24 protein-coding genes are annotated in these 25,927 nt (G+C 62.3%); 14 read left to right on the top strand and 10 right to left on the bottom strand.

Going from position 1 to position 25,927, the window contains the following annotated elements:
* Positions 1–344: 344 nt before the first annotated feature.
* From A6U98_RS15715 to A6U98_RS15700, 4 genes are all read left to right on the top strand, one after another.
* Entirely contained in the window at positions 345–2,219 is a 1,875-nt protein-coding gene (locus A6U98_RS15715) for a potassium/proton antiporter (RefSeq protein ID WP_064651222.1), read from the top strand.
* Between the two features lie 71 nt (positions 2,220–2,290).
* On the top strand, positions 2,291–3,493 hold the full coding sequence (locus A6U98_RS15710; protein ID WP_064651220.1) for a phosphoglycerate kinase: 1,203 nt from the start codon (positions 2,291–2,293) through the stop codon (positions 3,491–3,493).
* A 224-nt stretch (positions 3,494–3,717) separates the two neighbouring features.
* Complete coding sequence (locus tag A6U98_RS15705) at positions 3,718–4,743, top strand: class I fructose-bisphosphate aldolase (protein WP_027683188.1); 1,026 nt, start codon at positions 3,718–3,720, stop codon at positions 4,741–4,743.
* A 156-nt stretch (positions 4,744–4,899) separates the two neighbouring features.
* A complete protein-coding gene (locus tag A6U98_RS15700; protein WP_064651218.1) occupies positions 4,900–5,823 on the top strand; it encodes a PhzF family phenazine biosynthesis protein in 924 nt (307 codons plus the stop codon).
* Between the two features lie 45 nt (positions 5,824–5,868).
* Here A6U98_RS15700 and A6U98_RS37175 read toward each other — a convergent pair whose 3' ends face one another.
* A complete protein-coding gene (locus tag A6U98_RS37175; RefSeq protein WP_003542801.1) occupies positions 5,869–6,033 on the bottom strand; it encodes a hypothetical protein in 165 nt (54 codons plus the stop codon).
* A 172-nt stretch (positions 6,034–6,205) separates the two neighbouring features.
* Here A6U98_RS37175 and A6U98_RS15695 point away from each other — a divergent pair, with 172 nt between their 5' ends.
* The 3 genes from A6U98_RS15695 (at position 6,206) to A6U98_RS15685 (ending at position 8,644) form a co-directional block, all read left to right on the top strand.
* Entirely contained in the window at positions 6,206–7,504 is a 1,299-nt protein-coding gene (locus A6U98_RS15695; protein ID WP_064651216.1) for an MFS transporter, read from the top strand.
* Positions 7,505–7,545: 41 nt separating this feature from the next.
* Positions 7,546–7,737, top strand: a complete 192-nt coding sequence (locus A6U98_RS15690) for a DUF1192 domain-containing protein (RefSeq protein ID WP_003542803.1) — start codon at positions 7,546–7,548, stop codon at positions 7,735–7,737.
* Positions 7,738–8,128: 391 nt separating this feature from the next.
* Entirely contained in the window at positions 8,129–8,644 is a 516-nt protein-coding gene (locus A6U98_RS15685) for a DUF1465 family protein (RefSeq protein WP_003542804.1), read from the top strand.
* Between the two features lie 191 nt (positions 8,645–8,835).
* Here the strand turns inward: A6U98_RS15685 and rpmE are convergent, their stop codons facing one another.
* Complete coding sequence (gene rpmE, locus A6U98_RS15680; protein ID WP_003542805.1) at positions 8,836–9,057, bottom strand: 50S ribosomal protein L31; 222 nt, start codon at positions 9,055–9,057, stop codon at positions 8,836–8,838.
* Between the two features lie 192 nt (positions 9,058–9,249).
* On the opposite strand from rpmE, the gene A6U98_RS15675 reads away from it, so the two are divergent.
* The 5 genes from A6U98_RS15675 (at position 9,250) to A6U98_RS15655 (ending at position 14,543) form a co-directional block, all read left to right on the top strand.
* Complete coding sequence (locus tag A6U98_RS15675; RefSeq protein ID WP_064651214.1) at positions 9,250–11,052, top strand: ABC transporter transmembrane domain-containing protein; 1,803 nt, start codon at positions 9,250–9,252, stop codon at positions 11,050–11,052.
* Between the two features lie 143 nt (positions 11,053–11,195).
* Complete coding sequence (locus tag A6U98_RS15670; RefSeq protein WP_064651212.1) at positions 11,196–12,188, top strand: tripartite tricarboxylate transporter substrate binding protein; 993 nt, start codon at positions 11,196–11,198, stop codon at positions 12,186–12,188.
* A 282-nt stretch (positions 12,189–12,470) separates the two neighbouring features.
* Complete coding sequence (locus A6U98_RS15665; protein ID WP_064651210.1) at positions 12,471–12,659, top strand: YegP family protein; 189 nt, start codon at positions 12,471–12,473, stop codon at positions 12,657–12,659.
* Between the two features lie 272 nt (positions 12,660–12,931).
* Entirely contained in the window at positions 12,932–13,270 is a 339-nt protein-coding gene (locus A6U98_RS15660; protein WP_064651208.1) for a YciI family protein, read from the top strand.
* Positions 13,271–13,277: 7 nt separating this feature from the next.
* Positions 13,278–14,543, top strand: a complete 1,266-nt coding sequence (locus tag A6U98_RS15655; protein WP_064651206.1) for a DUF6596 domain-containing protein — start codon at positions 13,278–13,280, stop codon at positions 14,541–14,543.
* Positions 14,544–14,630: 87 nt separating this feature from the next.
* Here the strand turns inward: A6U98_RS15655 and A6U98_RS15650 are convergent, their stop codons facing one another.
* From A6U98_RS15650 to A6U98_RS15640, 3 genes are all read right to left on the bottom strand, one after another.
* Complete coding sequence (locus A6U98_RS15650; protein ID WP_064651204.1) at positions 14,631–15,662, bottom strand: peptidoglycan -binding protein; 1,032 nt, start codon at positions 15,660–15,662, stop codon at positions 14,631–14,633.
* 3 nt (positions 15,663–15,665) lie between these two features.
* Complete coding sequence (locus A6U98_RS15645) at positions 15,666–16,769, bottom strand: MotA/TolQ/ExbB proton channel family protein (protein WP_064651202.1); 1,104 nt, start codon at positions 16,767–16,769, stop codon at positions 15,666–15,668.
* Positions 16,770–16,880: 111 nt separating this feature from the next.
* Positions 16,881–17,681, bottom strand: a complete 801-nt coding sequence (locus tag A6U98_RS15640) for an inositol monophosphatase family protein (protein WP_064651200.1) — start codon at positions 17,679–17,681, stop codon at positions 16,881–16,883.
* Positions 17,682–17,899: 218 nt separating this feature from the next.
* On the opposite strand from A6U98_RS15640, the gene A6U98_RS15635 reads away from it, so the two are divergent.
* Positions 17,900–18,478 carry a TetR/AcrR family transcriptional regulator gene (locus A6U98_RS15635; protein ID WP_064651198.1) on the top strand — a complete coding sequence of 193 codons (579 nt, stop codon included), beginning with the start codon at positions 17,900–17,902 and terminating at the stop codon, positions 18,476–18,478.
* A 74-nt stretch (positions 18,479–18,552) separates the two neighbouring features.
* Positions 18,553–19,293, top strand: a complete 741-nt coding sequence (locus A6U98_RS15630) for a 3-oxoacyl-ACP reductase family protein (RefSeq protein WP_064651196.1) — start codon at positions 18,553–18,555, stop codon at positions 19,291–19,293.
* A gap of 82 nt (positions 19,294–19,375) precedes the next feature.
* Here the strand turns inward: A6U98_RS15630 and A6U98_RS15625 are convergent, their stop codons facing one another.
* The 5 genes from A6U98_RS15625 to A6U98_RS15605 all read right to left on the bottom strand — a co-directional run bounded on the left by A6U98_RS15625 (position 19,376) and on the right by A6U98_RS15605 (position 25,808).
* On the bottom strand, positions 19,376–20,473 hold the full coding sequence (locus A6U98_RS15625) for a chemotaxis response regulator protein-glutamate methylesterase (RefSeq protein WP_011653450.1): 1,098 nt from the start codon (positions 20,471–20,473) through the stop codon (positions 19,376–19,378).
* A 59-nt stretch (positions 20,474–20,532) separates the two neighbouring features.
* Complete coding sequence (locus tag A6U98_RS15620; RefSeq protein WP_064651194.1) at positions 20,533–21,390, bottom strand: CheR family methyltransferase; 858 nt, start codon at positions 21,388–21,390, stop codon at positions 20,533–20,535.
* 30 nt (positions 21,391–21,420) lie between these two features.
* The gene (locus A6U98_RS15615; RefSeq protein WP_018072866.1) at positions 21,421–21,903 is read right to left on the bottom strand and encodes a chemotaxis protein CheW; all 483 of its coding nucleotides are present in this window, start codon (positions 21,901–21,903) and stop codon (positions 21,421–21,423) included.
* Positions 21,900–23,714: a methyl-accepting chemotaxis protein gene (locus tag A6U98_RS15610; protein WP_064651193.1), complete on the bottom strand. Its 1,815-nt coding sequence runs from the start codon at positions 23,712–23,714 to the stop codon at positions 21,900–21,902. The genes A6U98_RS15615 and A6U98_RS15610 overlap by 4 nt, the downstream gene beginning before the upstream one ends.
* A gap of 171 nt (positions 23,715–23,885) precedes the next feature.
* Positions 23,886–25,808 carry a methyl-accepting chemotaxis protein gene (locus A6U98_RS15605; protein WP_064651190.1) on the bottom strand — a complete coding sequence of 641 codons (1,923 nt, stop codon included), beginning with the start codon at positions 25,806–25,808 and terminating at the stop codon, positions 23,886–23,888.
* Positions 25,809–25,927 lie beyond the last annotated feature (119 nt).

The following is a 25,927-nucleotide window of genomic DNA, read 5'->3' as shown; positions in this document are numbered from 1 at the left end:
GGACAAGGCAAACGGGCCGCGTGAAAGGAGGAGTGTCTTATTCTGTTGCCATTCGCAGATACCGGCAGGAAAAATCCGTGCCTGTCTTTTTTGCCCTGCTCTCGCCTGATTTTCCTATACATTCTTTATAGAGAATTTCTCCCGTAGCATTCCGTGTCGGTTGGCCGTCCGGCAGCCGTTCAGCAGCATGAAGCAGCATCGCGACGAGGTTAAGCCGCATGGCCTACCCTTCTCTGACGTTTTGCCGTTTACTGACGGATCGCCGCGCGTGACGGAGGGGTTGAATAAAGGCGGATCGGCCGGGGCGGCTGTGTTCGCGAAGCAGTCGATGGAAAGGGGTGGGCATGGAAGCGTTCTATATCGTGGTGCTGGTTTCGACGGCGCTCGTGCTTCTTGCCGCTTTTTCGAGCCTGCTCGCCTTCCGCTTCGGCGCCCCCCTGCTGCTGCTCTTCCTGATGATCGGCCTTGCTGCCGGCGTCGACGGCCTCGGCATCGAGTTCAGCAATAATTATCTCGCCTATATTCTCGGTTCCATCGCGCTGGCCGTCATCCTGTTCGATTCCGGCTTCGGCACGCCGATGCAAGCCTTCCGGCTGGCGGCCGTGCCCTCTCTGGCGCTCGCCTCGGTCGGCGTGCTGATCACCGCCTCGCTCTTTGCCTTCGCCGCCATGTGGCTTTTGAATTTCACCTGGCTGGAAGGTCTGCTGCTCGGCTCGATCGTCGCGTCGACGGATGCCGCCGCCGTCTTCTTCCTGTTGCGCATCGGCGGCATCAACATCCGCGACAAGGTGCGCTCGACGCTGGAAGTCGAATCCGGCACCAACGACCCGATGGCGATCTTCCTCACCATCGCCCTCGTCGAGGTACTGGCGAGTGGCGAGCGTTATGCCGGCATCAATATCGGCATGCTCGCCATGTTCGTGCAGCAGATGGGCCTCGGCGTCATTCTCGGCCTGCTCGGCGGCATGATGATCGTGCTGATCGTCAGCAAGCTCGATACCGATCGCGGCCTGACGCCGATCTTCGTGCTGGCGCTCGCTCTTCTCGTCTTCTCCTTCACCGGCGCGGTCGGCGGCAGCGGCTTCCTCGCCGTCTATGTCGCCGGCATCTACGCCGGAAACCGCAAGATGCAGGCGATCGGCACCATCAAGCGCTTCCAGGACGGCATGACCTGGCTGGCGCAGATCATCATGTTCCTGGTGCTCGGCCTGCTCGCCACGCCGTCGCAATTCCCTGTCATCATTGTGCCGGCCATCTTGCTCGCCCTCTTCCTGATCTTCGTCGCCCGGCCGTTGGCGATCTGGCTGTCGCTGCTTCCCTTCGATTACACGCAGCAGGAAATCGGCTTCGTTGCCTGGGTCGGCCTGCGCGGCGCCGTCTCCATCCTGCTTGCCATCATGCCGATCCTCGGCGGGCTCGAGAACGGCCAGATCTATTTCAACACCGCCTTCATCATCGTGCTGGTCTCGCTGCTCCTCCAGGGCTGGACGATCAAGCCCGTCGCCAAGAAGCTCGGCCTGATCATTCCGCCGCGCATCGGCGCCGTCGACAAGGTCGAGGTCGACCTGCCGGGCGCGGCAAACCACGAACTGCTCTCCTACCGCGTCATCAAGGATAGCCCGGTGCTGCGCGGCGAGCGCATTCCGCGCTGGGCGACCCCCTCGCTCGTCATCCGCGACGGCAAGTCGATGCGCTATCAATATGCCGGGCGGCTGCGCGAGCACGATCTCGTCTACCTCTTCATCGTGCCGAGCTATTCCCGCCTGCTCGACCGGCTCTTCGCCAGCCGGGCGCCGGTGGATGACGACGATGCCGAGTTCTTCGGGGCCTTCGCGCTCTCTCCCGCCCGCCCCGCAGCCGATCTCGATGCCGCCTATGGCCCCGGCCTGCTCAACGAATCCGAAAAGGGCCTGACGATCGCCGAATTGATGCGGCAGCGTCTCGGCGGCAAGGCCGACTATGCCGACCGCGTCCGCCTCGGCTCGATCATCCTCATCGTCCGCGATCTCGACGAGCACGACCACATCACCTCCGTCGGCATGTCGCTCGAAGCAGTCGAACCGGCAATTACGCTGCCGATCTTCCTCAATCTCAAGGACATCATCCAGCGCATCCGCGACCGACTGAACGGACGCCGGAACCGTGAAACCGCAGCCTCCGAAAGCACGCCGAAACCGCCGGCCGGACGCGACGAAGGCACACACGAAAACGGCCGCTGAACGCCTTGCGTCTCGAATGATCCTTGCTATGTTCGGCGCAACTTTCGCCAACCACGACAGGATCCTCCCCCATGCCTTCTTTCAAGACCCTCGACGATCTTTCCGACATCCGCGGCAAGCGCGTTCTCGTCCGCGTCGACCTCAACGTCCCGGTGAAAGACGGCAAGGTCACCGATGTGACGCGCATCGAGCGTGTGGCGCCGACGATCCTCGAATTGTCCGAAAAGGGTGCCAAGGTGATCCTGCTCGCCCATTTCGGCCGGCCGAAGGATGGCCCTTCGCCGGATCTGTCGCTGTCGCTGATCGCCCCTTCCGTCGAGGAAGTGCTTGATCATGCCGTGCTGACGGCCTCCGATTGCATTGGCGAGGCCGCCGCCTCCGCCGTTGCCGCGATGAATGACGGCGATATCCTGCTTCTGGAAAACACCCGCTTCCACAAGGGCGAGGAAAACAACGACTCCGACTTCACCAAGGCGCTTGCCGCCAACGGCGACATCTACGTCAACGACGCCTTTTCGGCCGCCCACCGCGCCCATGCCTCGACCGAGGGTCTTGCCCACCACCTGCCGGCCCATGCCGGCCGCACCATGCAGGCCGAGCTGGAAGCATTGGAAAAGGGCCTCGGTGATCCCGCTCGCCCTGTCGTTGCGATCGTCGGCGGCGCCAAGGTCTCCACCAAGATCGACCTCTTGATGAACCTCGTGAAGAAGGTCGATGCGCTCGTCATCGGCGGCGGCATGGCCAATACCTTCATCGCCGCCCGCGGCACCAATGTCGGCAAGTCGCTCTGCGAACATGATCTCGCCGAAACCGCCAAGCAGATCATGATCGAGGCCGCGACCGCCGGCTGCGCCATCATCCTGCCGGAGGATGGCGTGATCGCCCGGGAGTTCAAGGCGGGCGCCGCCAACGAGACGGTCGATATCAACGCCATTCCTGCGGATGCCATGGTGCTCGATGTCGGCCCGAAATCCGTCGAGGCCATCAACGCCTGGATCGAGCGCGCTGCAACCCTGGTCTGGAACGGCCCGCTCGGCGCCTTCGAAATCGAACCCTTCGATGCCGCAACCGTCGCTGCCGCGAAATACGCCGCTGGGCGCACGGCAGCCGGCAAGCTCACCTCCGTTGCCGGCGGTGGCGACACCGTCTCGGCGCTCAACCATGCCGGCGTTGCCGACGATTTCACCTACGTTTCGACGGCTGGCGGCGCCTTCCTCGAATGGATGGAAGGCAAAGAGCTTCCCGGCGTCGCGGTCCTCAACGCGGCAAAATAATCCGCAAGACTGATTTCGCAGATTTTACATGTGGATAGACCGCGGAAGCAAAACAGCTTCCGCGGTCTTTTGCTCAGAGGACGAAAAAAATCCCAACTTTCAAACGATTGAATTGAATTCAATCGTTTCAATGACTTAGCCTTCCATTTTCCTCCCTATAAACTTCTGTTATCCGCGTTCTATATTCCTGAAGTGCCGATGTTTATTGTTGTGGAGAGAACGAAATGAGCGAACGACTGGAAGACATTGCAGTGCAGATGGTTACGGGCGGCCGGGGGCTGCTCGCCGCCGATGAATCGACCTCCACCATCAAGAAGCGTTTCGACGCGATCAATCTCGAATCGACCGAAACCAGCCGGCGCGATTATCGCGAAATGCTCTTCCGCTCCGACGAGGCGATGAAGAAATATATCTCCGGCGTCATCCTCTTCGAAGAGACGTTGTTCCAGAAAGCCGCTGACGGCACGCCTTTCGTCGATATCATCCGCGCAGCCGGCGCCATCCCCGGCATCAAGGTCGATACCGGCGCCAAGCCGATGGCCAAATATCCCGCTGAAACCATCACCGAAGGCCTCGATGGCCTCGGCGAGCGCCTTGCCAGATATTATGAAGCCGGCGCCCGCTTCGCCAAGTGGCGCGGCGTCATCGCCATCTCATCGACCTTGCCGACCCGCGGTTCCGTCCGCGCCAACGCTCAGGCGCTTGCTCGTTATGCCGCACTTTGCCAGGAAGCCGGGATCGTTCCGATCGTCGAGCCGGAATGCCTGATGGACGGCAAACCGGGCGACCACAATATCGACCGCTGCGCCGAAGTGACCGAATCCACCCTGCGCATCGTTTTTGAGGAACTCGCCGATGCCCGCGTCAACCTCGAAGGCATGATCCTCAAGCCGAACATGGTGATCGACGGCAAGAACGCCCGCAAGGCCTCGGTCGCGGAAGTTGCCGAACGCACCGTCAAGGTGCTGAAGGCAACCGTTCCTCCTGCCGTTCCCGGCATCGCCTTCCTTTCCGGCGGCCAGACGACCGAAGAGGCGACAGCCCATCTGTCGGCGATCAATGCCACCGGCGACCTGCCCTGGTTCGTCACCTTCTCCTACGGCCGCGCCCTGCAGGACAGCGCGCTCAAGGCCTGGAACGGCAAGCAGGAAAACGTCGCCGCCGGCCAGCGCGAATTCACCCACCGCGCCGAGATGAATAGCCTCGCCGCCAAGGGCAACTGGAAGAAAGACCTGGAAAAGGCCGCCTGAGTTTTTGGAGCTTTGAACTAATGGGCAGGGAGCGGCCAACGCAACTTCCTGCCCGCTCTGCCGTTTCCTTCCTCTCATTGTCACGGCGACAAGAAACCGCTTCGTTCCGCGAAAAACCGTGATTACTCATAGCGCCCTGTCACAACAGGAGCCGCCATGAACACCCTCTCCTACATCACCGTCGATGTCTTCACCTCCACCCGTTTCGAAGGCAATCCGCTTGCCGTCATCTCCGATGCGCGCGGTCTGAGCGATGCGGCGATGCAAAAGATCGCCACCGAGTTCAATTATTCCGAAGTCACCTTCGTCCTGCCGCCGGAAAACCCGCAAAATTCCGCCCGCGTGCGCATCTTCACCCCGACGATGGAAATACCCTTTGCCGGCCATCCGAACGTCGGCACCGCCTATGTGCTCGGCCAGCAGGCGGAGATTTTCGGCAAGCCGGTCGGCGATACGCTGCGTCTCGAGGAAAAGGCCGGCATCGTCGAAGTCAGCTTGAAACGCAGCGGCCGAAAAGTTGCTGCTGCCGCCATCCGCGCGCCGCAGCCGCTGACGATCGGCGACACCATCGCCGCGCAAACCATCGCCGGCTGCGTCTCGCTCGACCCGGGCGTCATCGTCAACGCCACGCATGCCCCGGCCTTTGCCTCCGTCGGGCTGAACTTCGCCATCGCTGAGCTGAACGGGCTCGAAGCGCTGGCCGGCGCCCGCCCGAACCTTGCCGGGTTCCAGGCAGCTGCCGGCCGCCAGACGACCAGCGGCCACGACTTCTCGCTCTTCCTCTATGTGAGGACAGCCGAAAATCCATGGAATATTCGCGCCCGCATGTTCGCGCCCCTCGACAATGTGCCCGAAGATCCCGCAACGGGCAGCGCTTCGGCGGCACTCGGCGCCTATCTCGTCTCGCTTGCGCCGGACGCCGATATGAACGTCCGCATCACCATCGAACAGGGCGTCGAAATGGGCCGTCGTAGCGTCATCACCCTTGATGTCCTGAAATCAGGCGGCATCGTCACCGATGTCGTCATCTCGGGAGGCTGCGTTTCCGTCATGCGTGGAGAAATTAGCTTGCAAGATTGACGGTTGCAGGTCGGACCTTACCCCCGCGTTGGACGCAATCCGGGGCTACATCAGGAAGTCGCGCGACAGCAGAGCCACTGCCCAGACGGCGAAAGCAATCAGCGCGAGCTTCCAGAAATCCATCCGCCGCCTGAGGCCGGGAAGCCCGAGCGGCTTGATCACCTGTATCGCCATGGCAAGGATGAGCAGCAAGGCTATCAGCTTTGTCATGCTTTATTTTTTCCGTTTTTCGGAATGTCACAGGACGGACATTTTTCCGCGCGAACAAGAGGATCTCGACACGCCGTAAAGACATTCCGGGGCACAATCAATCATCTTGAGGCTGGGCTGACGCAGGTCCTGCCTTATCTCATTGCAAATCGCTAAGACCGAGTCTGGGGAAATGAAGAGAAATCTGCTGTCCGTCGCTGCGCTGCTCTTTGGCACGCTCTTCCTTTTCATGGGCAACGGCCTGCAGGGGATATTGCTTCCCGTGCGTGGCAATCTCGAAGGCTACGCAACGACGACGCTCGGCCTGCTCGGCACCTCATGGGCGGGGGGCTTCGTCATCGGCTGCCTGATTGCGCCGAAGATTGTGCGCCGCGTCGGCCATGTGCGTGCCTTTTCAGGCTTCATATCGATCATCGCCATCATTGCGCTGGTCAGCGGTATCATCATTGATCCCGTCTGGTGGGTGGTCCTGCGCGCCGTCACCGGCTTCTCCACCGCCGGCACGTCGATGATCATCGAAAGCTGGCTGAACGAGCGTGCCAGCAACGAGAGCCGCGGCATGATCTTCTCGCTCTATATCGGCATCACACTCATCGGCGTCGTCGGCGGCCAGATGATGATCCCGCTCGAGGATGTGCGCACACCGGTGCTGTTCATGATCTGCGGCATCTTCTATTGCATCGCCATGCTGCCGACGACGCTGTCGACCGCCGCTTCACCGCAGCCGCTGAAGGCGGTGCGCCTCGATCTGCCGGCGCTCTATCGCAACTCGCCGGTCTCCTGCCTCGGCATCCTGCTCGTCGGCATCGCCAACGGTGCCTACGGCACGCTCGGCGCCGTGTTCGGCGCCGGCGCCGGCCTGTCCGACACCAGCATCGCCGTCATGATGAGCGCCACCATCTTCGCCGGGGCGGTGATGCAGCTGCCGGCCGGCCGGCTTTCCGATCGCATCGACCGGCGTTACGTGCTCGCCGCCATGTCGGGGATCGCCGCCCTTGCCGGCCTGCTGATCTTTCTGCTCCACCCGACGTCCCCCGCTCTGCTGATCGGGCTCGTCGTCCTTTACGGCGCAGTGGCGAATACGCTCTATCCGATCGCCGTCGCCCACGCGAACGACTTCGCGGCGTCAGAGGATTTCGTCAAGGTCTCCGGCGGCTTGCTGCTGCTCTATGGCATCGGCACGGTGATCGGCCCGACGCTCAGCGGTCCCGTCATGTCGGCGATCACGCCGCATGCGCTTTTCCTCGTCACCGCCATCGCCCATGTGCTGATCACCGTTTATGCCATCATCAGGAGCCGCATCCGCGCCGCGGTCCCCGCCAGCGACCGCGATGCCTACACGACGATCCCGACCGGCACCTCGCCGATGCTGACACCGCAAAGCATGTCGCTTGCCGATCGCGGCACCGGTAAACCTGCCGAAACCGGAAAGTCTCCCGAAAGCGGCGATCCTGCTGTAAAGTTTGGCTAGAGCAACTCCAGCAAAAGTGTGCAGCGAACGGAGGACGAACCATGAGCTTCATCGATGATGACCGGCCGCAGAAGAAAGTCGCCCACGAGATCGGCGCCGATCTCTCCATGCTTTCGGTCGACGAATTGAAAGCGCGGGTGGAATTGCTGAAGACGGAGATCGCCCGTCTCGAGGCCGAGGCCGCCCGCAAAGCCTCCGGGCGGCAGGCGGCGGAAAGCTTCTTCCGCTCGTGATCCGATAAAAACCCCGAAAAACAAGGCTATAGGCGGATAAGATAGCCCGCCTCAAGTCTTAATCCGGCACAATGTTAATAAAATATTAAGCTTTATAAGGTATTACTGTATTCATCCGGATTTCCTCTGGATCTCAGACAGTTTTCCAAGCGGTGAATTGGTCTGATTTTTCTCCCTGTTTTACCTTGAGAGCCGCGTTTGCGGCTCTTCTTTTTCCTATGGCCGGCGCACTTCCACGAAACTGTGGAGATTAACCCTTTCTTAAGAAACGGCTTGCGCATTTGGGCTAATGATACCATCTTAAAGTCATAAAGACCGGGCCTGGAAACTTTTCCGTCGGTGCCGGCGTTACCTGAATATATGTAGCTGCGTGCGAACAGGGACTATTGCGATGTCGGAAGTTGGATTGAACACGATCAGTTTTGCAGGCCGCGCCGCTGCATCCTCGCAGTTCAAGGCACTTTATGCGGAAGGCATGTCGCTGGTCGAAGAGACTGCCGCCTATCTCGACGGTCAGGGCCGCGCCGCTTCCAAGGTTCTGCCGCGGATGGCCTCGGTACTCTACGCCGCGGAATCAATGCGTCTCACCACCCGCCTGATGCAGATGGCCTCCTGGCTGCTGTTGCAGCGGGCCGTCAACAACGGCGAAATGTCCCGTGACCAGGTGCTCGCCGAAAAGAACAAGGTTCGCCTCGACGGCTTCAACGTCGACCGCGCCGCGCCCGGCTGGGGCGACCTGCCGGAATCCTTCCGCGACCTCGTCGAACGCTCGCTGCGTCTGCAGAACCGCATTGCCCTGCTCGACCGCGAGATCTACCGCCCGTCCGAAGCAGTGATCGTTCACGATAATCAGAACAGCGTCCAGGCCCAGCTTTCCCTGCTGCAGACCGCCTTCGGCAACAACTGACCGGACCTGCAGAAATTCGAATACAAACCGGCTGCGTCTTACGCGGCCGGTTTTTTGTTTGCCTCTAAACACCACCATTCCCCACGGCGTCCTTTGCGCGTCTCAAAAGACGCGCGGCGCTGTAAGCCGTTGCGAACGCAAAAAAGCCCGGCGAAACCGGGCTCTCTTCGAATTCCGTCGAGCAAAAGCGATTAGAGGCCGAGGCCACCGAAACGCTTGTTGAACTTGGAGACGCGGCCACCGCGGTCCATGAGCTGCTGGTTGCCGCCGGTCCAGGCCGGATGCGACTTGGAATCGATTTCGAGGTTCATGACAGCGCCTTCCGAACCCCAGGTCGAGCGGGTTTCGTACTCAGTGCCATCGGTCATGACCACCTTGATCATGTGATATTCGGGATGGATGCCTGCCTTCATAACAATCTTCCTGCGATACCGGAGTTCAATTTGCCGCATGCAGTTGCGGCCAACGAACCGATTGAATAAATGAAGCCGCAGTCGGATGGCTACGGCTTCCCATTAGGATGCGGTGCCTATACATGAATGACGCCTAGATAACAAGAGCCAACAGGCCGCATTGCGCGGGTCCTGCAGGCGATCGGAGACGAATTGGCAGAGCAGGCACGGGCAGAGGAAAACAAGAAGCGATCGCTGCGACCGCTCGGCAGGCTGACGCCCTATCTCATGCGTTATCGTGGCCTGGTGGCCGGTGCGCTGATGTCGCTGGCGCTTGCCGCCATCACCTCGCTGGCGCTGCCGCTCGCCGTGCGTCGCATGATCGATCACGGCTTCACCCAATCCGACGGCCGCTTCATCAACAGCTACTTCGCCATGCTGATGGTCATGGCCATCGTGCTCGCGGTCGCCAGCGCGCTGCGCTATTATTTCGTCATCACCATCGGCGAGCGCATCGTCGCCGATCTTCGCCGCGATGTCTTTTCCCATGTGACCCGGCTGTCGCCCTCCTTCTTCGACGTCAACCAATCCGGCGAGATCGTCTCGCGGCTGACCGCCGATACGACGCAGATCAAGTCTGCCGTCGGCGCCACCGCCTCGGTGGCGCTCAGGAACTTCATCCTCTGTATCGGCGCCATGGGCATGATGATCGTCACCTCGCCGAAGCTTTCGAGCCTCGTCATCGGAGCGATCCCACTGATCGTCTTCCCGCTCGTCGCCTTCGGCCGCTCGGTACGCAAGCGCTCGCGCGCCGCCCAGGATACGCTGGCCGATGCCTCCGCCTTCGCCAACGAGACGATCGCCGCGACCCGCACCGTCCAGGCCTTCAATGGCGAGGATGCCGCAGCGACGCGTTACGGCACCGCCGTCGAATCCGCCTACGAGGCGGCCCGCGCCGCCATCCGCTCGCGCGCTCTGCTGACCGGGATCGCCATCACGCTGATCTTCGGCAGCGTCGTTGCCGTGCTCTGGTTCGGCGCTCACAGCGTGCTTGCCGGCACGCTTTCGGCCGGCACGCTTGGCCAGTTCCTGCTCTATGCCGTCATCTCCGCCGGTTCGCTGGGCGCGCTGTCGGAGGTCTGGGGTGAACTCTCGCAGGCAGCCGGTGCCGCAGACCGGCTGACCGAGCTTCTCGACGAGGTCTCGCCGATCACAGCCCCCGCCAGCCCTGAGCCGCTTCCTTCGCCCAGCCGCGGCCGCGTCGAATTCTCAGGTGTTCATTTTGCCTATCCCTCGCGCCCCGGCAAATCGGCGCTACATGGCTTAAGCTTCGCGATCACGCCGGGTGAGACCGTCGCCATCGTCGGCCCTTCCGGTGCCGGCAAGAGCACCGTCTTTTCGCTGCTGCTGCGCTTCTACGATCCGCAGCAGGGCAGCGTGAAGATCGATGGTGTCGACGCGCAGCTGGCGACGCCCGACGAGCTGCGCCAGCGCATCGCCATCGTACCGCAGGACGTCACCATCTTTGCCGCCTCGATTCATGACAACATCGCCTTCGGCCGTCCGGGCGCCTCGCGTGACGAGGTCCGCGCCGCAGCTCTTGCCGCGCAGGCCGACGAATTCATTGCGCGGCTGGACCAGGGCTACGAGACCGAGGTCGGCGAACGCGGCATCACGCTCTCCGGCGGCCAGCGCCAACGCATCGCCATTGCCCGCGCCATCCTGAAGAACGCACCCGTGCTGCTGCTCGACGAGGCAACCTCCGCGCTTGACGCCGAAAGCGAGACGCTGGTGCAGAAGGCGCTTGACGGACTGGTGGACGGCCGCACGACGCTCGTCATCGCCCATCGCCTGGCAACCGTGCTGAAGGCCGACCGCATTCTCGTCATGGACCAGGGCCGGGTCGTCGAAGAGGGCACGCATCAGAGCCTGATCCGCCATGGCGGCATCTATGCGCGGCTGGCGCGGCTGCAATTCGACGCCGCCAATGAGGATGTGCTCGCCGCCGCGAAATAGCCGGCGCGCACTTCTCCCGCCGACAGCGACTAAAGTCTGAACCCGCCGCGCCCCTCTGCGGTTGTCTTTCGCGCGTCCTGCCCTAACCTCTTCATTCCCCGGGGTGGGGATATTGCTGCTGAAATTCTTGGGAGGAGATAGGAATGGCGCTTTTCGATATGACGCGACGTACGGGCCTTGCGCTCGGTTTCGGTGCGCTTGCGGCCCTTGCCGTCGGCGGGTCTGCCGCTGCTGCGGATTTTCCCGATCGCGCGATCACCATGGTCGTGCCCTTCGCGGCCGGCGGCTCGACCGATGTCGTCGCCCGCATCGTCGCGCAGAAGATGTCGGAGGATCTCGGCCAGCAGGTGATCGTCCAGAATGTCGCCGGCGCCGGCGGCAATCTCGGCGCCGGTAACGTCGCCCGCGCCGAACCGGACGGCTACACCATCCTGATGGGCACGGTCGCGACCCACGCCCTCAATCCGCTGATCCTGAAATCGACGCCATATGACGCCGAAAAGGATTTCGCGCCGATCTCGCTGCTTGTGGTCGTGCCGAACGTGCTGGTGGTAAATCCGCAACTGCCGGCAAAGACCGTGCAGGAGTTGGTCGCGCTGCTGAAGGCCGAGCCCGACAAATACAGTTACGCCTCGTCGGGCAACGGCACGCCGTTGCATCTTTCCGGCGAACTCTTCAAGTCCATGGCCGGCGTCAGCATGCAGCACATCCCCTATAAGGGCGCCGGTCCGGCATTGAACGACGTCATCGGTAACCAGGTGCCGATCATGTTCGACAACCTGCCCTCCTCGTCGAGCCACATCAAGGCCGGCACTCTGCGGGCGCTGGCGGTGACCACGGCCGAGCGCGCGCCCTCCTTCCCCGACGTACCGACCGTCGCCGAGTCGGGCATTCCAGGTTACGAGACCTACACCTGGAACGCGCTTTTCGCCCCGGCCAAGACGCCGAGCGAGGTCGTGACGCGCCTCAACGCCTCGGCTAAAAAGGCGCTCGCCGACCCAGCCGTCGCCGAACGGATGAAAGAATTCAGCGCCACCATCGTCGGCTCGACGCCGGAGGAACTCGCCGCCCATGTGAAGGCCGAACTCGCCAAATGGGGACCGGTCGTCAAGGGCGCGAACATCCAGATGGAGTGATGCCGAGCATGATCCGCAAAGTGTGAGCGGTTTTCGGATGACGTCACGCTCTATTCTTTAAATGAGAACAGGATTCAGATTTTAGGCCGATCGGCCTGAAATCATCCTGTTCTCGGGGATAGGCGCTGGCGCCCTCATTCGCTTGCGTCCAATAGAAACGGTGACAATTGGACGCTAAGCAACCCAATCCTGATTAAGGCAGTGGAAAAGCTCGCCATTTTGATCTAGCCTCCACTAAGCTGATGGTTGCAATTCAGCGTTTTGGGATTTCGGGAGACATCTATGTATAAATTCGAAGTCTATAAGGATAAAGCCGGCGAGTTCCGCTTCCGCTTCAAGGCATCGAACGGGGAAACCATGTTCCTGTCCGAAGGCTACAAGGCGAAGGCGTCCGCCGTGAGTGCCATTGAATCCATCAAGAAGAACACGCCAAGCGCCGAGGTCGTCGACCAGACGAAGGCCGAGTCCTGAGCAGACCGGCAGCGGCGGCGTGATTGCCGCCCTGCCCTTTCGCGCCCCTGAGCAGCGCCGGCGCCGTTGAGCTCGGCTCGCTTGCTTGCGATTTTCGGCGCCATTTTTCTTTTTCGCATATTTTTTTGAAAGCCATGTCGAAACGACCGGTGGCCGCGCCTCATTGTTTCGGAACGGCCGCGCCGCTCCGCCGGGCTTCACGGCTTTCGGGATCTCGATCCCCGATACCGGGAGGCTCGGATCAACGTCAGCAACGAGATCAGGAGTTTTCCATGCAATATGCTCTCATCATTCGCGAAGCCGCCGAGGATTTCGCCCGCCGCAGCGATCCCGTCTATCGCGACGGCTGGGTCGCCTACAGCCAGGCGCTCGCCCAAGCAGGAATCATGACCGGCGGCGCCGGACTGACGGGCCCGGAGACCGGCACGATCGTGCGCCGCAAAGGCGAGGACCATGATGTTCAGGACGGTCCCTATCCGGAAGGCAAAGAACAGCTCGGCGGCTTTTATCTGATCGACGTCCCTGATATGGACACCGCGCTCGAATGGGCGACCCGCGTTCCGATCTCCGACAAGGGTTCGGTCGAGGTACGCCCGCGCCTCCAGATGTGAGGCGGTTATGCCGCCCGATGCCGGACGCGCTGCCGAAAAGGTGGCGCGTCAGTCCTACGGCAAACTGATCGCCTTTCTCGCCGCCCGCTCGCGCGACGTGCCGGCGGCAGAAGACGCATTGTCGGAAGCGCTGGCTTCGGCCCTTCGCGTCTGGCCGGAGCGCGGCGTTCCCAGCAATCCGGAAGGCTGGCTGCTGGTGGCTGCCCGCCGCAACCTCATGCAGGCGGCCCGCCACCGCATCGTCGAGGCCAATGCGCAAACGACGATATCGGTCGCCTTCGAGGAGGCGGAGGAACGCATGAACGCGGCGGGCAACGCCGTCTTTCCTGATGAGCGGCTGAAGCTGCTCTTCGCCTGCACCCATCCCGCCATCGACAGCTCCGTGCATACGGCGCTGATGCTGCAGACCGTTCTCGGCATCGAGGCAAAGACCATCGCCCGATCGTTCGTCGTCTCACCAGAGGCGATGAGCCAGCGGCTGGTGCGGGCCAAGGTGAAGATCCGCGATGCCGGCATTCCCTTCGCCGTCCCGCCTCGCCTCGCATTGCCCGGGCGGCTCGCCACGGTGCTTTCGGCGATCTACGCGGCTTACGGTCTCGGCTGGGACGGTCTCGACGGTGAGGAAGAGCGCCATTCACTCGCTGGCGAGGCGATCTGGCTCGGCCGTGCGCTTCTGGCAGTGTTGCCGGACGAACCAGAAGCGATCGGCCTGCTCTCGCTGATGCTTCACTGCGAAGCCCGCCGCAGCGCCCGGCGCGACGATAGCGGCCGATATGTGCCGCTGGACGAGCAGGACGGGGCCGCGTGGAACGCGATCATGATTGCCGAGGCGGATGCACTGCTGCGCAAGGCCGGCGGCTTCGACCGTTTCGGCCCCTTCCAGTGTCAGGCGGCAATCCAGTCCGTGCATGCAGCGCGCCGGCTGTCGGGAACGACCGACTGGCAGGCGCTGACGACACTCTACGCGGCGCTGGTGATGATGAAGCCGACGCTGGGTGCACGTGTCAGCCAGGCTGCGGTGATCGGCAGGGCCTTGAGCGCCACTGCCGGCCTGGAGCGGCTCGACAAGCTCGATCCGCGCCACATCGCAAGCTACCAGCCCTACTGGGCGGTGCGTGCGTTCCTCCTGACCCAGGCCGGCGATGATACCGCGGCAGCCGATGCCTATATGACAGCGATCGGCCTCAGCGACAGCCCCGCCGTGCGCGATTTTCTTGCCGGTCGGCTAAAGGAGGCGCGGCAGAAAATGTCAGGCCACTGCATAATTCCTTAAATCGGAATCGATTTAAGAATAAAATTATCCAGCAATTCAAAGTGTTACAGCGTCCTTTGCGCGTCTGAAAAGACGCGCGGCTCTGAATCATTTCTCGGTGAGCTTCAGCTCGATGCGGCGGTTGGTGGAGCGCGCATCCGGCGTGTCGCCCGGGGCGATTGGCTGGAACTCGCCGAAGCCGGCGGCAACCAGCCGGTCGGCCGGCACGCCCTGTGCGATCAGGAACTTGACGACCGAAATCGCGCGCGCGGAGGAGAGCTCCCAGTTGTCGCGATAGCGGCCCGTTCCGCCAAGCGGCACATTGTCGGTATGGCCGTCGACGCGCAGCACCCAGTTGATCTCCGATGGAATTTCCTTAGCGAGATCGAGAAGGGCGGCAGCAAGCTTCGCCATCTCGGTCTGCCCTTCCGGATTGAGGTCGGCGCCGCCCGAGGGAAACAGCACTTCCGATTGGAACACGAACCGGTCGCCGACGATGCGGATATTCTCGCGGTCCGAGAGGATCTCCCGCAACCGACCGAAGAAGTCGGAACGGTAGCGGTTCAGCTCCTGCACGCGCGCGGCGAGCGCCACGTTGAGACGGCTGCCGAGATCGGCGATCTTGGTCTGCGAAACCCGGTCCTTATCCTCCGACGCCTGAAGGGCTGCTTCGACAGCGGCAATCTGGCTGCGAAGTGCCGCGATCTGCTGGTTCAGCAGTTCGACCTGGCTGAGCGCCCGTTCGCTCACCTGCTTCTGTTCGTCGAGCTCCTGCGTCATCGAGCCGATCCGCTTCTGCGCCGCATCCTGACCGCCCGAACCGGCATTCAGCAGCGCCTGCAGCCGCGAACGGTCGCCTTCGGCACTGGCAAGCGAAGCCTGTAGATTGGCGACCGAATCCTGGAGATCCTGGTTGCTGCCCTTTTCGAGCGCGAGAAGCTGAGTCAGCTCGTTGATCTGGCTGTTGAGGCGACTGAGCACCTCATCGCGTCCTGATATCTCGCGGCTGAGGATGAACTGCCCCACGACGAAGACCGTCAGCAGGAACATGATGGAGATGAGCAGCGTCGACAGTGCATCGACGAAACCCGGCCAATAATCCACCGTGCGTTCGCGGCGCCGGTTGCGGGCAAGAGCCATGGCTTACTTGCCCTCGCTCTTTTCTGATTGGCTGGCGCGGTCGCGCAAACGCTCGCCCCTCTCACCTGAGCGCTCCTGCACGCCGATGCGTTCGGCAAGCCGGTCGAGCGTGCGTCGCATCGCCTTGGCCTCGTCCTGCTGTGCTTCGATCCAGTCGCGCAGCATCTGCTGCTCGTTGCGCATGTTCTTGACGAGGCCCTGAATACCTTCGGCAAGGCTCGCCATGGCGGCGACGGAACGCTGGCTGCCGGCGCCGCCCTCTTCGGAGACCTTGCGCAGATAGTCGGAGAGCGCGCGCATGTCGTCCGAGGACGCGCCGGAAACGGCCTCGAGAGCCGGGGCAAGATCGGAGCCGACATCCGTGACCGAGGACAGCCAGTTTTCCAGCTCCATGTAGAAGCGGTTTTGCGCCCGACCCGCCTGCAGGTCGAGGAAGCCGAGAATGAGCGAACCGGAAAGGCCGAGCAGCGAAGAGGAGAAGGCCTGGCCCATGCCCGAAAGCGGCATTGAGAGCCCTTCCTTCAGCGCCGAGAGCACGTCTCCGGTGCCGTTCGAGCCGGCATCGAGCGACCGGATGACGATGCTGATCGAGCCGATCGTGCCGATGAGGCCCCAGAAGGTGCCGAGCAGGCCGAGGAAGACCAAGAGGCCGATCAGGTAGCGCGAAACGTCGCGTGATTCGTCGAGGCGGGCGGCGATCGAATCGAGGATAGAGCGCAGCGCCGTCGTCGACAGCGCCGCTGAGGACTTGCGGCTGCCGAGCAGCGCCCGCATTGGCGCAAGCAGCCGCGGATTGCGGTTGACCTTGTCGGCGCTGCCGGCGGCGCGGAACGAATTAAACCAGCGTACTTCGGGGCGAAGCGCCAGTACATGGTTGAAAACAAGGATGATTCCGACGCCAAGAACGCCGACGATCAGGCCGTTGAGGCCTGGATTGTGCATGAAGGCGGTTTGCGTCTGGCGGAAGAGGATGGCGGCGATAAAGCCGACGATGACGAGGAAAAGCAGCATCGTCCAGAGGAAGGGCATGGGACTCGAAAGCCTGTTGGCATAAGTGCCAGCCGTCTTTTCGGTGGAGCCTATCTCCGCCACATTCACATTTTCCATAGGGTCGCTGCCTCCGGAGTCATTGCTGGCGGAGACTAGAGCAACATTGTGCCGAATTGAAGTATGCCGGGGCGAAAACCGTGACTTTACAACAGCCAGATTTTCGTTCGGTCACTTGGCGGGAACCGGCCGCTTGACGACTTCGATCAGCGCCTTGTGGATGATCTCGTTGCCGGCGACAATCGTGCCGCTCTCGAGCATCGTTGCGCCACCGTCCCAGTCGGTGGCGAAACCGCCGGCTTCACGGATGAGCAGGATGCCGGCCGCCATATCCCAGGGCGCAAGCTCCGCTTCCCAGAAACCGTCGAAACGCCCGGCCGCGACATAGGCGAGGTCGAGGGTCGGTGAGCCCAGGCGGCGGATGCCCGCAACTTCGCCCATCACGTGGCGAAGCTCGACCAGGAACTTGCCGTGATTGCGCTTGCCGAGCGCCGGCACACCGCAGCCGATGACGCAATCCGACAGCGCCCGGCGCGCGGCGACGCGCAGGCGTCGGTCGTTAAGGAAGGCCCCGCCGCCGCGCTCGGCGGTATAGAGCTCGTCGGTCGCCGGATTGAAGACGACGGCGGCAACGATCTCGCCATTGCGTTCGAGCGCGATCGAGACAGCGAAGGCCGGGATGCCGTGCAAAAAGTTCGTCGTGCCATCAAGCGGATCGACGATCCAGCGATGCGCGCCGTCGGTGCCCTTGATTTCCTCGCTTTCCTCGCCGAGGAAGCCATAGGTCGGACGCGCCTTGATCAGCTCTTCCCTGACGATCTTTTCGGCCTTGCGGTCGGCGGTGGAAACGAAATCGCCCGGTCCCTTCACGGAAACCTGCAGGTTCTGCACTTCGCCGAAATCACGTCCCAGCGACTTTCCTGCCTTGAGGGCAGCCTGAACCATGACATTGAGAAGAGCTGAACGGGCCATCGGCGCATTTTTCCTTGGGACTGATACGGGGCGCGCGCGCTGCCAGGGGCGGGAAGTGTCCCTGAACATGCATGACAGGCAGCGCTGCGAAGATTGGCGGCCTCAAGACCACAAAATCAGGGAAATTTCAAGGGGAGGCGCGCATGGCTGCCCTGCGGCGCCGGAAACCATTAATTTTATTCTGGACAGATCAGTCCAATAATAGTAGAAGCCTGGTCATGGCTAGACACAAGGAATTCGATCGCGACACCGCCCTTCATGCCGCCATCGGCGTATTTTCCGAGCACGGCTATGAAGGCACCTCGACCGAGGAATTGCTGACGGCGATGAAGATCAGCCGGCAAAGCATGTACGACACTTTCGGCGACAAGCGCGGCCTCTATCTGGAAGCGCTGAAGCGCTACAATGTGGAAAGCATCGACAAGATCATCGCCGATCTTCGCCGCGAAGGCCGGCCGATCGAGGCGCTGGAAGGTGCTCTCGTCGCCTTCGCCTCGCGTCCCGCTGCCGAGGCGCGGCGCGGCTGCCTCGGTGTCAGCGCCATCTGCGAATTCGGCCGCACCGATGCCGAGGTCGCAGCTCTTACCGACAGCGCCGGCCACGCGCTTCACGCGGCGATCGAGAGCCTTCTCGGTGAGGCTCGCAGGACCGGAGACCTCGCAACAGATATCGATATCGCCAACGCCATTCCGTTTCTCGGCGCTGCCCTGTCGGGCATGAAAGTCAGCGCCCGAAACGGCGCCCCACCCGAGACGCTCCGCGCTATCGCACGCATGGCAATCAGAAGCCTTCGCTGACGACGGGGCAACTCCGAACCGGCCTTTCCACGGCCAATTCTAGACTGATCAATCCAAAAACAAAGGAAACCTGCATGTCTCAATCCCTTTCCACCAAGATCGCCCTCGTCACCGGCGGTTCGCGCGGCATCGGTGCCGCCATCGTCCGAAGGCTCGCCGCTGACGGCGCCGCCGTCGCCTTCACCTATTCCAGCTCCGAGCACAGGGCGAAGGCAATCGTTGCCGAGCTGGAGGCTTCTGGCGGCAAGGCGCTGGCGATCCGGGCCGACAGTGCCGATGCGAAAGCGGTACAGGATGCCGTTGCGCTGACAGCCGAGACCTTTGGCGGTCTCGACATTCTCGTCAGCAATGCCGGGATTCTCATCCTCAACCCGCTCGAGGACTATTCGCTCGAAGATTTCGACCGGATGTTCGCCGTTAATGTCCGCGCTGCCTTCGTCGGCATCCAGGCAGCGGCAAGACATATGAAGGAAGGCGGCCGCATCATCACCATCGGCAGCGTCACCGCCGATCGCAGCGGCTTTCCGACCTCCGCAGTCTACAGCATGACGAAGGGCGCGATCGCCTCGATGACCCGCGGCCTCGCCCGCGATCTCGGCCCACGCGGCATCACCGTCAACAACATCCAGCCCGGCCCGACGGCGACCGACATGAACCCCAATGAAGACGATCATGAACGCCTCAAGCCGCTGATGGCGCTTGGCCGCCTGGGTGAGGACCGCGAGATTGCCGGCCTCGCCGCCTATCTCGCCAGTGCCGAGGCCGCCTTCGTCACCGGCGCCAGCCTGACGATCGACGGCGGTTATCTCGCCTGAACAGAGAACCTGCAGGGTGATAATCAAAAGCCGGCGGCATCTTACGATACCGCCGGCTTCAGCCGCTTCCGTTGAAACCGACTTAAAACTTCTGCTGCGTTATCAGCACTTCGCGAGCGATCTGATCGAGCGGCAGGATACGGTCGACGCCGCCTTTGGCGATCGCCTCCTTCGGCATGCCGAAAACAACGGAGCTCGCCTCGTCCTGCGCCACCGTGTAGGCGCCGGCCTGATGCATTTCCAGCATGCCGCGCGCGCCGTCGTCGCCCATGCCGGTCATGATGATCCCCATGGCGTTCGAGCCGGCCGAGCGCGCCGCCGAACGGAAGAGCACGTCGACGGAAGGCCGGTGTCGCGACACCAGCGGCCCGGTCTTGACGCTCACATAGTAGCGCGCACCCTGGCGTTCGAGCAGCATGTGTTTGTCGCCTGGCGCGATCAGCACATGGCCGCGCAGCACCGGATCGCCATCGACGGCTTCCTTGACCTCGACCTCGCAGAGCCCGTTCAGCCGCTTGGCGAAGGCGGCAGTGAATTTCTCGGGCATATGCTGGACGATCACCATGCCAGGCGCATTGGCCGGCAGTTCCTCCAGGAACTCGCGCAGCGCTTCGGTGCCGCCGGTGGAAGCGCCGACGCAGACGACCATCTCCGTCGTCTTCGCCATGGCCCGCCCCGTCGGCGGCGGCAGCATCACATCCGCCGTCAGCTTCTTGGCCGGCCCTTCCACTGAGGCGGAGCGAATGGTTCCGGCGGCGCGGCGCACGTTGGAAAGCCGTGCATGCGAGGCGCTCTTGACGACTTCGCGAATGCGCATCGCATCGTCGGAAAGGCTGTCGGCAGCGCCGATCTTCGATTTCAGGATGACGTCGACGGCGCCGGCCTCCAGCGCCTGGAGCAGCGTTTCCGATCCCGCCTCCGTCAGCGACGAGCACATCACGACGGGGATCGGCCGTTGCGACATCAGCTTGCGCAGGAAGGTGATGCCATCCATGCGTGGCATCTCGACGTCGAGCGTGATGACATCGGGGATCTCCTCCTGGAGCTTCCGCGCCGCCATGAAGGGGTCGGATGCGACCGCCATGATCTCGATATCGGGATCCTGCTCCAGCACATGGGTCAGCGTCTGGCGGATGCTGGCGGAATCGTCGATGATGAGAACGCGGATTTTCTTAGCCATGAATGCCCCTAATGCATGCCGTCCAGAAGTGCTCAGCGGTTTTGGGATAACGATGCGCTTTAGATACGCTGAAACACCGTATTCGAGACCTGCTTCAACGGCAGATCGAAACCGGTGATCGATTCGGAATGGCCGATGAACATATAGCCGCCCTTCGCCAGGCAATCACAGAGGCGGTTGAGAACACCGGCCTGAGTCTGCTTGTCGAAGTAGATTAGCACGTTGCGGCAGAAGATGACGTGCATCGGTTCGCCGATCGCGTATTTCTCGTCCATCAGGTTCATACGGGCAAAACCGATCTTGCTACGCAGTTTCGGCGTAATGCGCACCTCCCGCCGACCCGGCTGCTTGGCCGTCAGCACGTATTTGCGCTGCAGGTCGCGCGGCACGGGTGCGATCAAATCTTCCGGATAGATGCCACGGCGCGCCGTCTGCAGCACGTCGGTGGAAAGGTCGGTCGCCAGCACGCTGTAGGAGACGTCGTTGCGGCCTTCGGCGAATTCCGCCAGCACCATCGCCATCGTGTAGGGTTCCGCCCCCGTCGAGCAGGCCGAACTCCAGGTGCGGATGGACCGCACGCCGCTGTTGGCGATCGCCGGCAACGCCACGCTCTGCAGATAGTCGAAATGCTTGGCTTCGCGGAAGAAGTCGGTCTTATTCGTCGTCACCACGTCGATCAGGTAGACGGTTTCCTGGGCGAGGCCATCCTCATTGAACAGGAAGTCGCAATAATCGTCAAAGGTCGCGTGGTTGGTTGCGCGAAGGCGGCGCCTCAGCCGCCCTTCGAGCATCGTCAGCTTGGTCGGCGGCATCTTGATGCCGCTATAGTCGTAGATGAACCGGGCAAGCTTGTCGAAATTGCGCTTGCTGATCCGGTCGCCCGGCAATTGGGTTTCCACCGCTGCTGCCATACTCATAGAATGCAGTACTCCGAGTTGATGCGCGGGTCAGGCCGCCGATTGCAGTGCCGAGGCGTCCTCGCGAGACAGCAAGCGTGCAAGATCGATGATGACGACGAAGCCATTTTCACGGCGAACGACGCCGGCGATATAGTCCGAGCGCCAGCGCACGCCGATATCGGGCGCCGCCTCGATCTGCTCGCGCCGGAACGGCGTGACCTCGAAGACGCGATCGGCGACGAGGCCGAGGGTCAGCAGCCGGCTTTCCATCGGCACGTCGAGGACGAGCACCCGCGTGTGCGGCGTCGGCACAGTCTTCGTCATGCCGAGCTTCAGGCGAAGATCGATCGTCGGCACGCCCTGCCCGCGCACATCGCGCAGGCCGAGCAGATAGTCGGGACCATTCGGAATCTTGAAAGCTTCCGCATAGTCGAGGATTTCCCGTACGACCTCAACCGGCACGGCGAAAATCTCCTCGCCGAGGCTGAAGGTCACGAATTGCGCTTCCAGAGATGTCGTGGCCATGATCATGCGCTTTCCTTGAACTCGGCGTCCCCATCATCAGGACCGCCCATGGAGAGATCGAGTGCGAAGCCTTTCGCCCGCGCCTGCTGGCCGGCGACGCTGTTGGCAGCCGGCTTCTTGGACATGGGCTTACGGCCAGCGGGAGCCGCGCTGCGGACCGTGACCTTGGCGGCCGGCCCGCGATGCTGGCGATTGCTTGCCGTATCGACCTTGAAGAAGGCAATCGAGGCTTGCAGTTCTTCCGCTTGGGTCGCGAGCTCTTCCGAGGTCGCCGACATCTGCTCGGAAGCACCGGCATTCTGCTGCGTCACCTTGTCGAGCTGCTGGATCGCTTCGTTGATCTGCGAAGCACCGACATCCTGTTCGCGGCACGCGGCGCTGATTTCGGAGACCAGTTCCGCCGTCTTGCGGATATCGGGCACCAGCCGGCCGAGCATGTCGCCGGCTTCCTGAGCCGCTTTGACCGTATCGCCCGACATCGAGCTGATTTCGGCAGCCGCCGACTGGCTGCGTTCGGCAAGCTTGCGCACTTCCGAGGCGACGACCGCAAAACCCTTGCCGTGTTCACCCGCACGAGCGGCTTCGACGGCAGCGTTCAGAGCGAGAAGGTCGGTCTGGCGGGCGATCTCCTGGACGATGCCAATCTTCTCGGCGATGGTCCGCATCGCCTGTACGGCGCGTGTCACCGCGTCACCGCTGGCTTCCGCATCCTTGGCCGACTGACGGGCAATCTTTTCCGTCTGCGCAGCGTTATCGGCGTTCTGCTTGATGTTGGCGGCCATCTCTTCCATCGAGGCGGAAGCCTCTTCGGCCGAAGCCGCCTGTTCAGTGGCGCCCTGCGAGACCTGCTCGGAGCTCGAGGACAGTTCCTGGCTGCCGGCCGAGACATTTTCGGCGGCCGCGATCGCATCGGCAACGACGCCGCGTAGGCGTTCGACCATCTGTTCGAGCGCGAGGCCCAGCATGTCCTTCTCCGAAAGAGGCTTCGGAGAAACCGTCAGGTCACCGTTCGCGATCTGGTTGGCGATCGTCGCGGTGTTGCGCAGGTTCGCGGTCATCCGGCTCATCGAATGCACGAGATCGCGAATTTCATCATTGCTCTTGTGCTCGATATTCTGTTCGAGATCGCCGATGCTGACGGCATCGGCAAGATTGACGGCGCGCTTCAGGCCGCGCGAGATATTGAGCAGGATCCAGATCGCCGCTGCCGAAGAGACGATGATCAGGCCGATCGTCATGATGACAAGCAGATTGCGCGATTGGGCATACTGGTCGTTGGTAGCCGCGTCGGTTTCGGCGACGTTACCGGTCACGGTGTCATTCAGCTTGGTGAGGATGCCGAGAAGCTGGGTCGTCACCTGCTGACCTTCGCCCATCGAAATGACGCCGGCCTGGGCATTGGACTCGGCGGTGTTCTGCTTGGCGAGCTCGGCGACACGATCCTGCAGCGCCGTCCACTTGCCGTAGAGTTCACCGAATTGTGCCATGCCGGATTTGATCTCGGGATCGTCGGATGTGGCAAGGCGGCCCTGGAGCGTGTTGATGAGCTCGCGCTGCTGCGAGATTTCGTCGGCATAGCCGGCGATCTTGCTGGCGTCTGTATTGATGATGGCATCCTTCTCGGCGCGGATGGAGCGCATGACGGCATCGGAAAGATCGCCGGAATCGCGCAGATTGGCGACCGGACCGGCAACCATGACCGAGATGTCGCTGTTCAGCGACGAGAGATTGTAGATCGAGAGACCAGCCATGGCGCAGGTCAGGAGGACGATGAAACCGAACACCAGGCTCAGTTTAAGTTTAATTGTGAAGCGCATTTCCAAACCCCCGTTAGTACCACGGCGGATATTCCGCCGGATCGCACATCATGCCGTCGTGAAAACGCTTCATGCGTCACCGGCAGAGCCGGCATGACCAGGTGCGTCCATGCACCGGTTCAATCGAGGGCCGCTGTCCACCGCGGCCCCAGCTTCTGCATCCGAAAAGCTTTATGCGCTTTCGCGGAATTCATCGTCCGACGTATCCGGCCCACCCATCGACATATCGAGGGCGAACCCCTTGGCGCGGGCCTGCTGGCCGGCGACCGTATTGGCCGGCGCCTTGCTGGCCGGCTTGCGCGGTGTGGCCGGAGCCCGGCTGCGGACGGTGAGTTTTGCGGCCGGCGTGCGCTCGCGGCGCCCGCCTGCCATATCGACCCTGAAGAAGGCGATCGACGTCTGCAGCTCTTCGGCCTGGGAGGCGAGTTCCTCGGAGGTTGCCGACATCTGCTCGGAGGCGCCGGCATTCTGCTGCGTCACCTTGTCGAGCTGCTGGATTGCCTCGTTGATCTGGGCAGCCCCGATATCCTGTTCGCGGCAGGCAGCGCTGATCTCGGAGACCAGTTCCGCCGTCTTGCGGATGTCGGGCACCAGACGACCGAGCATATCGCCAGCTTCCTGGGCGGCCGTCACGGTATCGCTCGACATGGCGCTGATTTCGGCGGCAGCCGACTGGCTGCGTTCGGCAAGCTTGCGCACCTCCGAGGCGACGACCGCAAAACCCTTGCCGTGTTCACCCGCACGAGCGGCTTCGACGGCTGCATTGAGGGCGAGCAGATCGGTCTGGCGAGCGATTTCCTGGACGATGCCGATCTTCTGGGCGATCGTGCGCATGGCGTCGACGGCGCGGGAGACGGCCTCGCCGCTGGCTTCAGCATCCTTGGCCGACTGACGGGCGATCTTTTCCGTTTGCGCCGCGTTGTCGGCGTTCTGCTTGATATTGGAAGCCATCTCTTCCATCGAGGCGGAAGCCTCTTCGGCCGAAGCCGCCTGTTCGGTGGCGCCCTGCGAGACCTGCTCGGAGCTCGCCGAAAGTTCCTGGCTACCGGAAGAGACGTTCTCGGCGGCGGAGATCGCGTCGGCGACGACGCCGCGCAGGCGCTCGACCATCTGCTCCAGGGCGAGGCCCAGCGCATCCTTGTCGGAGAGCGGCTTCGGAGACACCGTCAGGTCGCCGTTTGCGATCTGATCGGCGATGCCGGCGGTGGTCCGCAGGTTGGAGATCATGCTCTGCATCGCGATGCCGAGCGTATCCTTGTCCGAAAGCGGCTTGGCATCGGTGCTGAGGTCGCCCATGGCGATCTGATCAGCGAGTGCTGCCGTGGTGCGCAGGTTGGCATTCATGGTATTGACCGTGTTGATGAGATCCTTGATCTCGTCATTGGTCTTGACGTCGACCTTCTGGTTGAGGTCGCCGATTGCCACGGCGTTTACGACCGTCGTAATCTTCCGCAGACCGTTGTTGATGCCGAGCGTGATCCACAGCGCAGCGCCGAGAGCGATGAGCACGGCGATACCGGAAGCCGTGCCGAGGATCAGCTTCGTCGAATTGTAAAGATCGGTGTTCGACTGATCGGTCGCCTTCATGCCCTTGCGCTGGATCTCGATGAGTGCGGCAATCGCGTCACCCATGTCGTTGGTCATCGTGCGCAGGTCGCCGAGCGACAGCGCTAGTGCGCCGGCTTGATCGCCCCTGGCGTCAAGCTGCTGCAGTTCGGCGGATCTGTCGCGGAATTTCGCACCGATCGTCTGCAGCTTTTCCCAATAGGGCCTGCCTTCGGGCGAAGCGATGGCGTGGCCGGCATCGACGGCGTCGAACATCGCCTGCAAGGTCTGGTCGGCCTCCTTATAGAAGCCGGCAGCGGCGTCGGGTTCGGTGGAAAGCAGCGCGTTCTTCTGAGCGCGGATGGCGTTGACTTCGGCAACATTGGCGTTCAGCGCCAGTTCCAGGCGACGCATCGGGCCGTCGATCATATTGCCGCTTGCGTCGTTCAAGGTGCCGAGGCTCAGACTTCCATAAACCGCGATGCTGATCAGCAGCAGCGTCATGATGCCGAAGGCAAGACCCAATTTGAGCTTGATGGTGAAACGCATGTGAGACCCCCTGTTTGCGGTCAAAACGAATAGATATAGACACGTCCCATCGGTGGGGCGTCGAGCGTGAAAGTGATGTGTCTGAAAAGGGGGAAAGCGACTACATTCACTTCCCGGCA

Source organism: Rhizobium sp. WYCCWR10014, assembly GCF_001657485.1.
Classification (GTDB): domain Bacteria; phylum Pseudomonadota; class Alphaproteobacteria; order Rhizobiales; family Rhizobiaceae; genus Rhizobium.
This window is presented reverse-complemented; position numbering and strand designations above follow the sequence as displayed.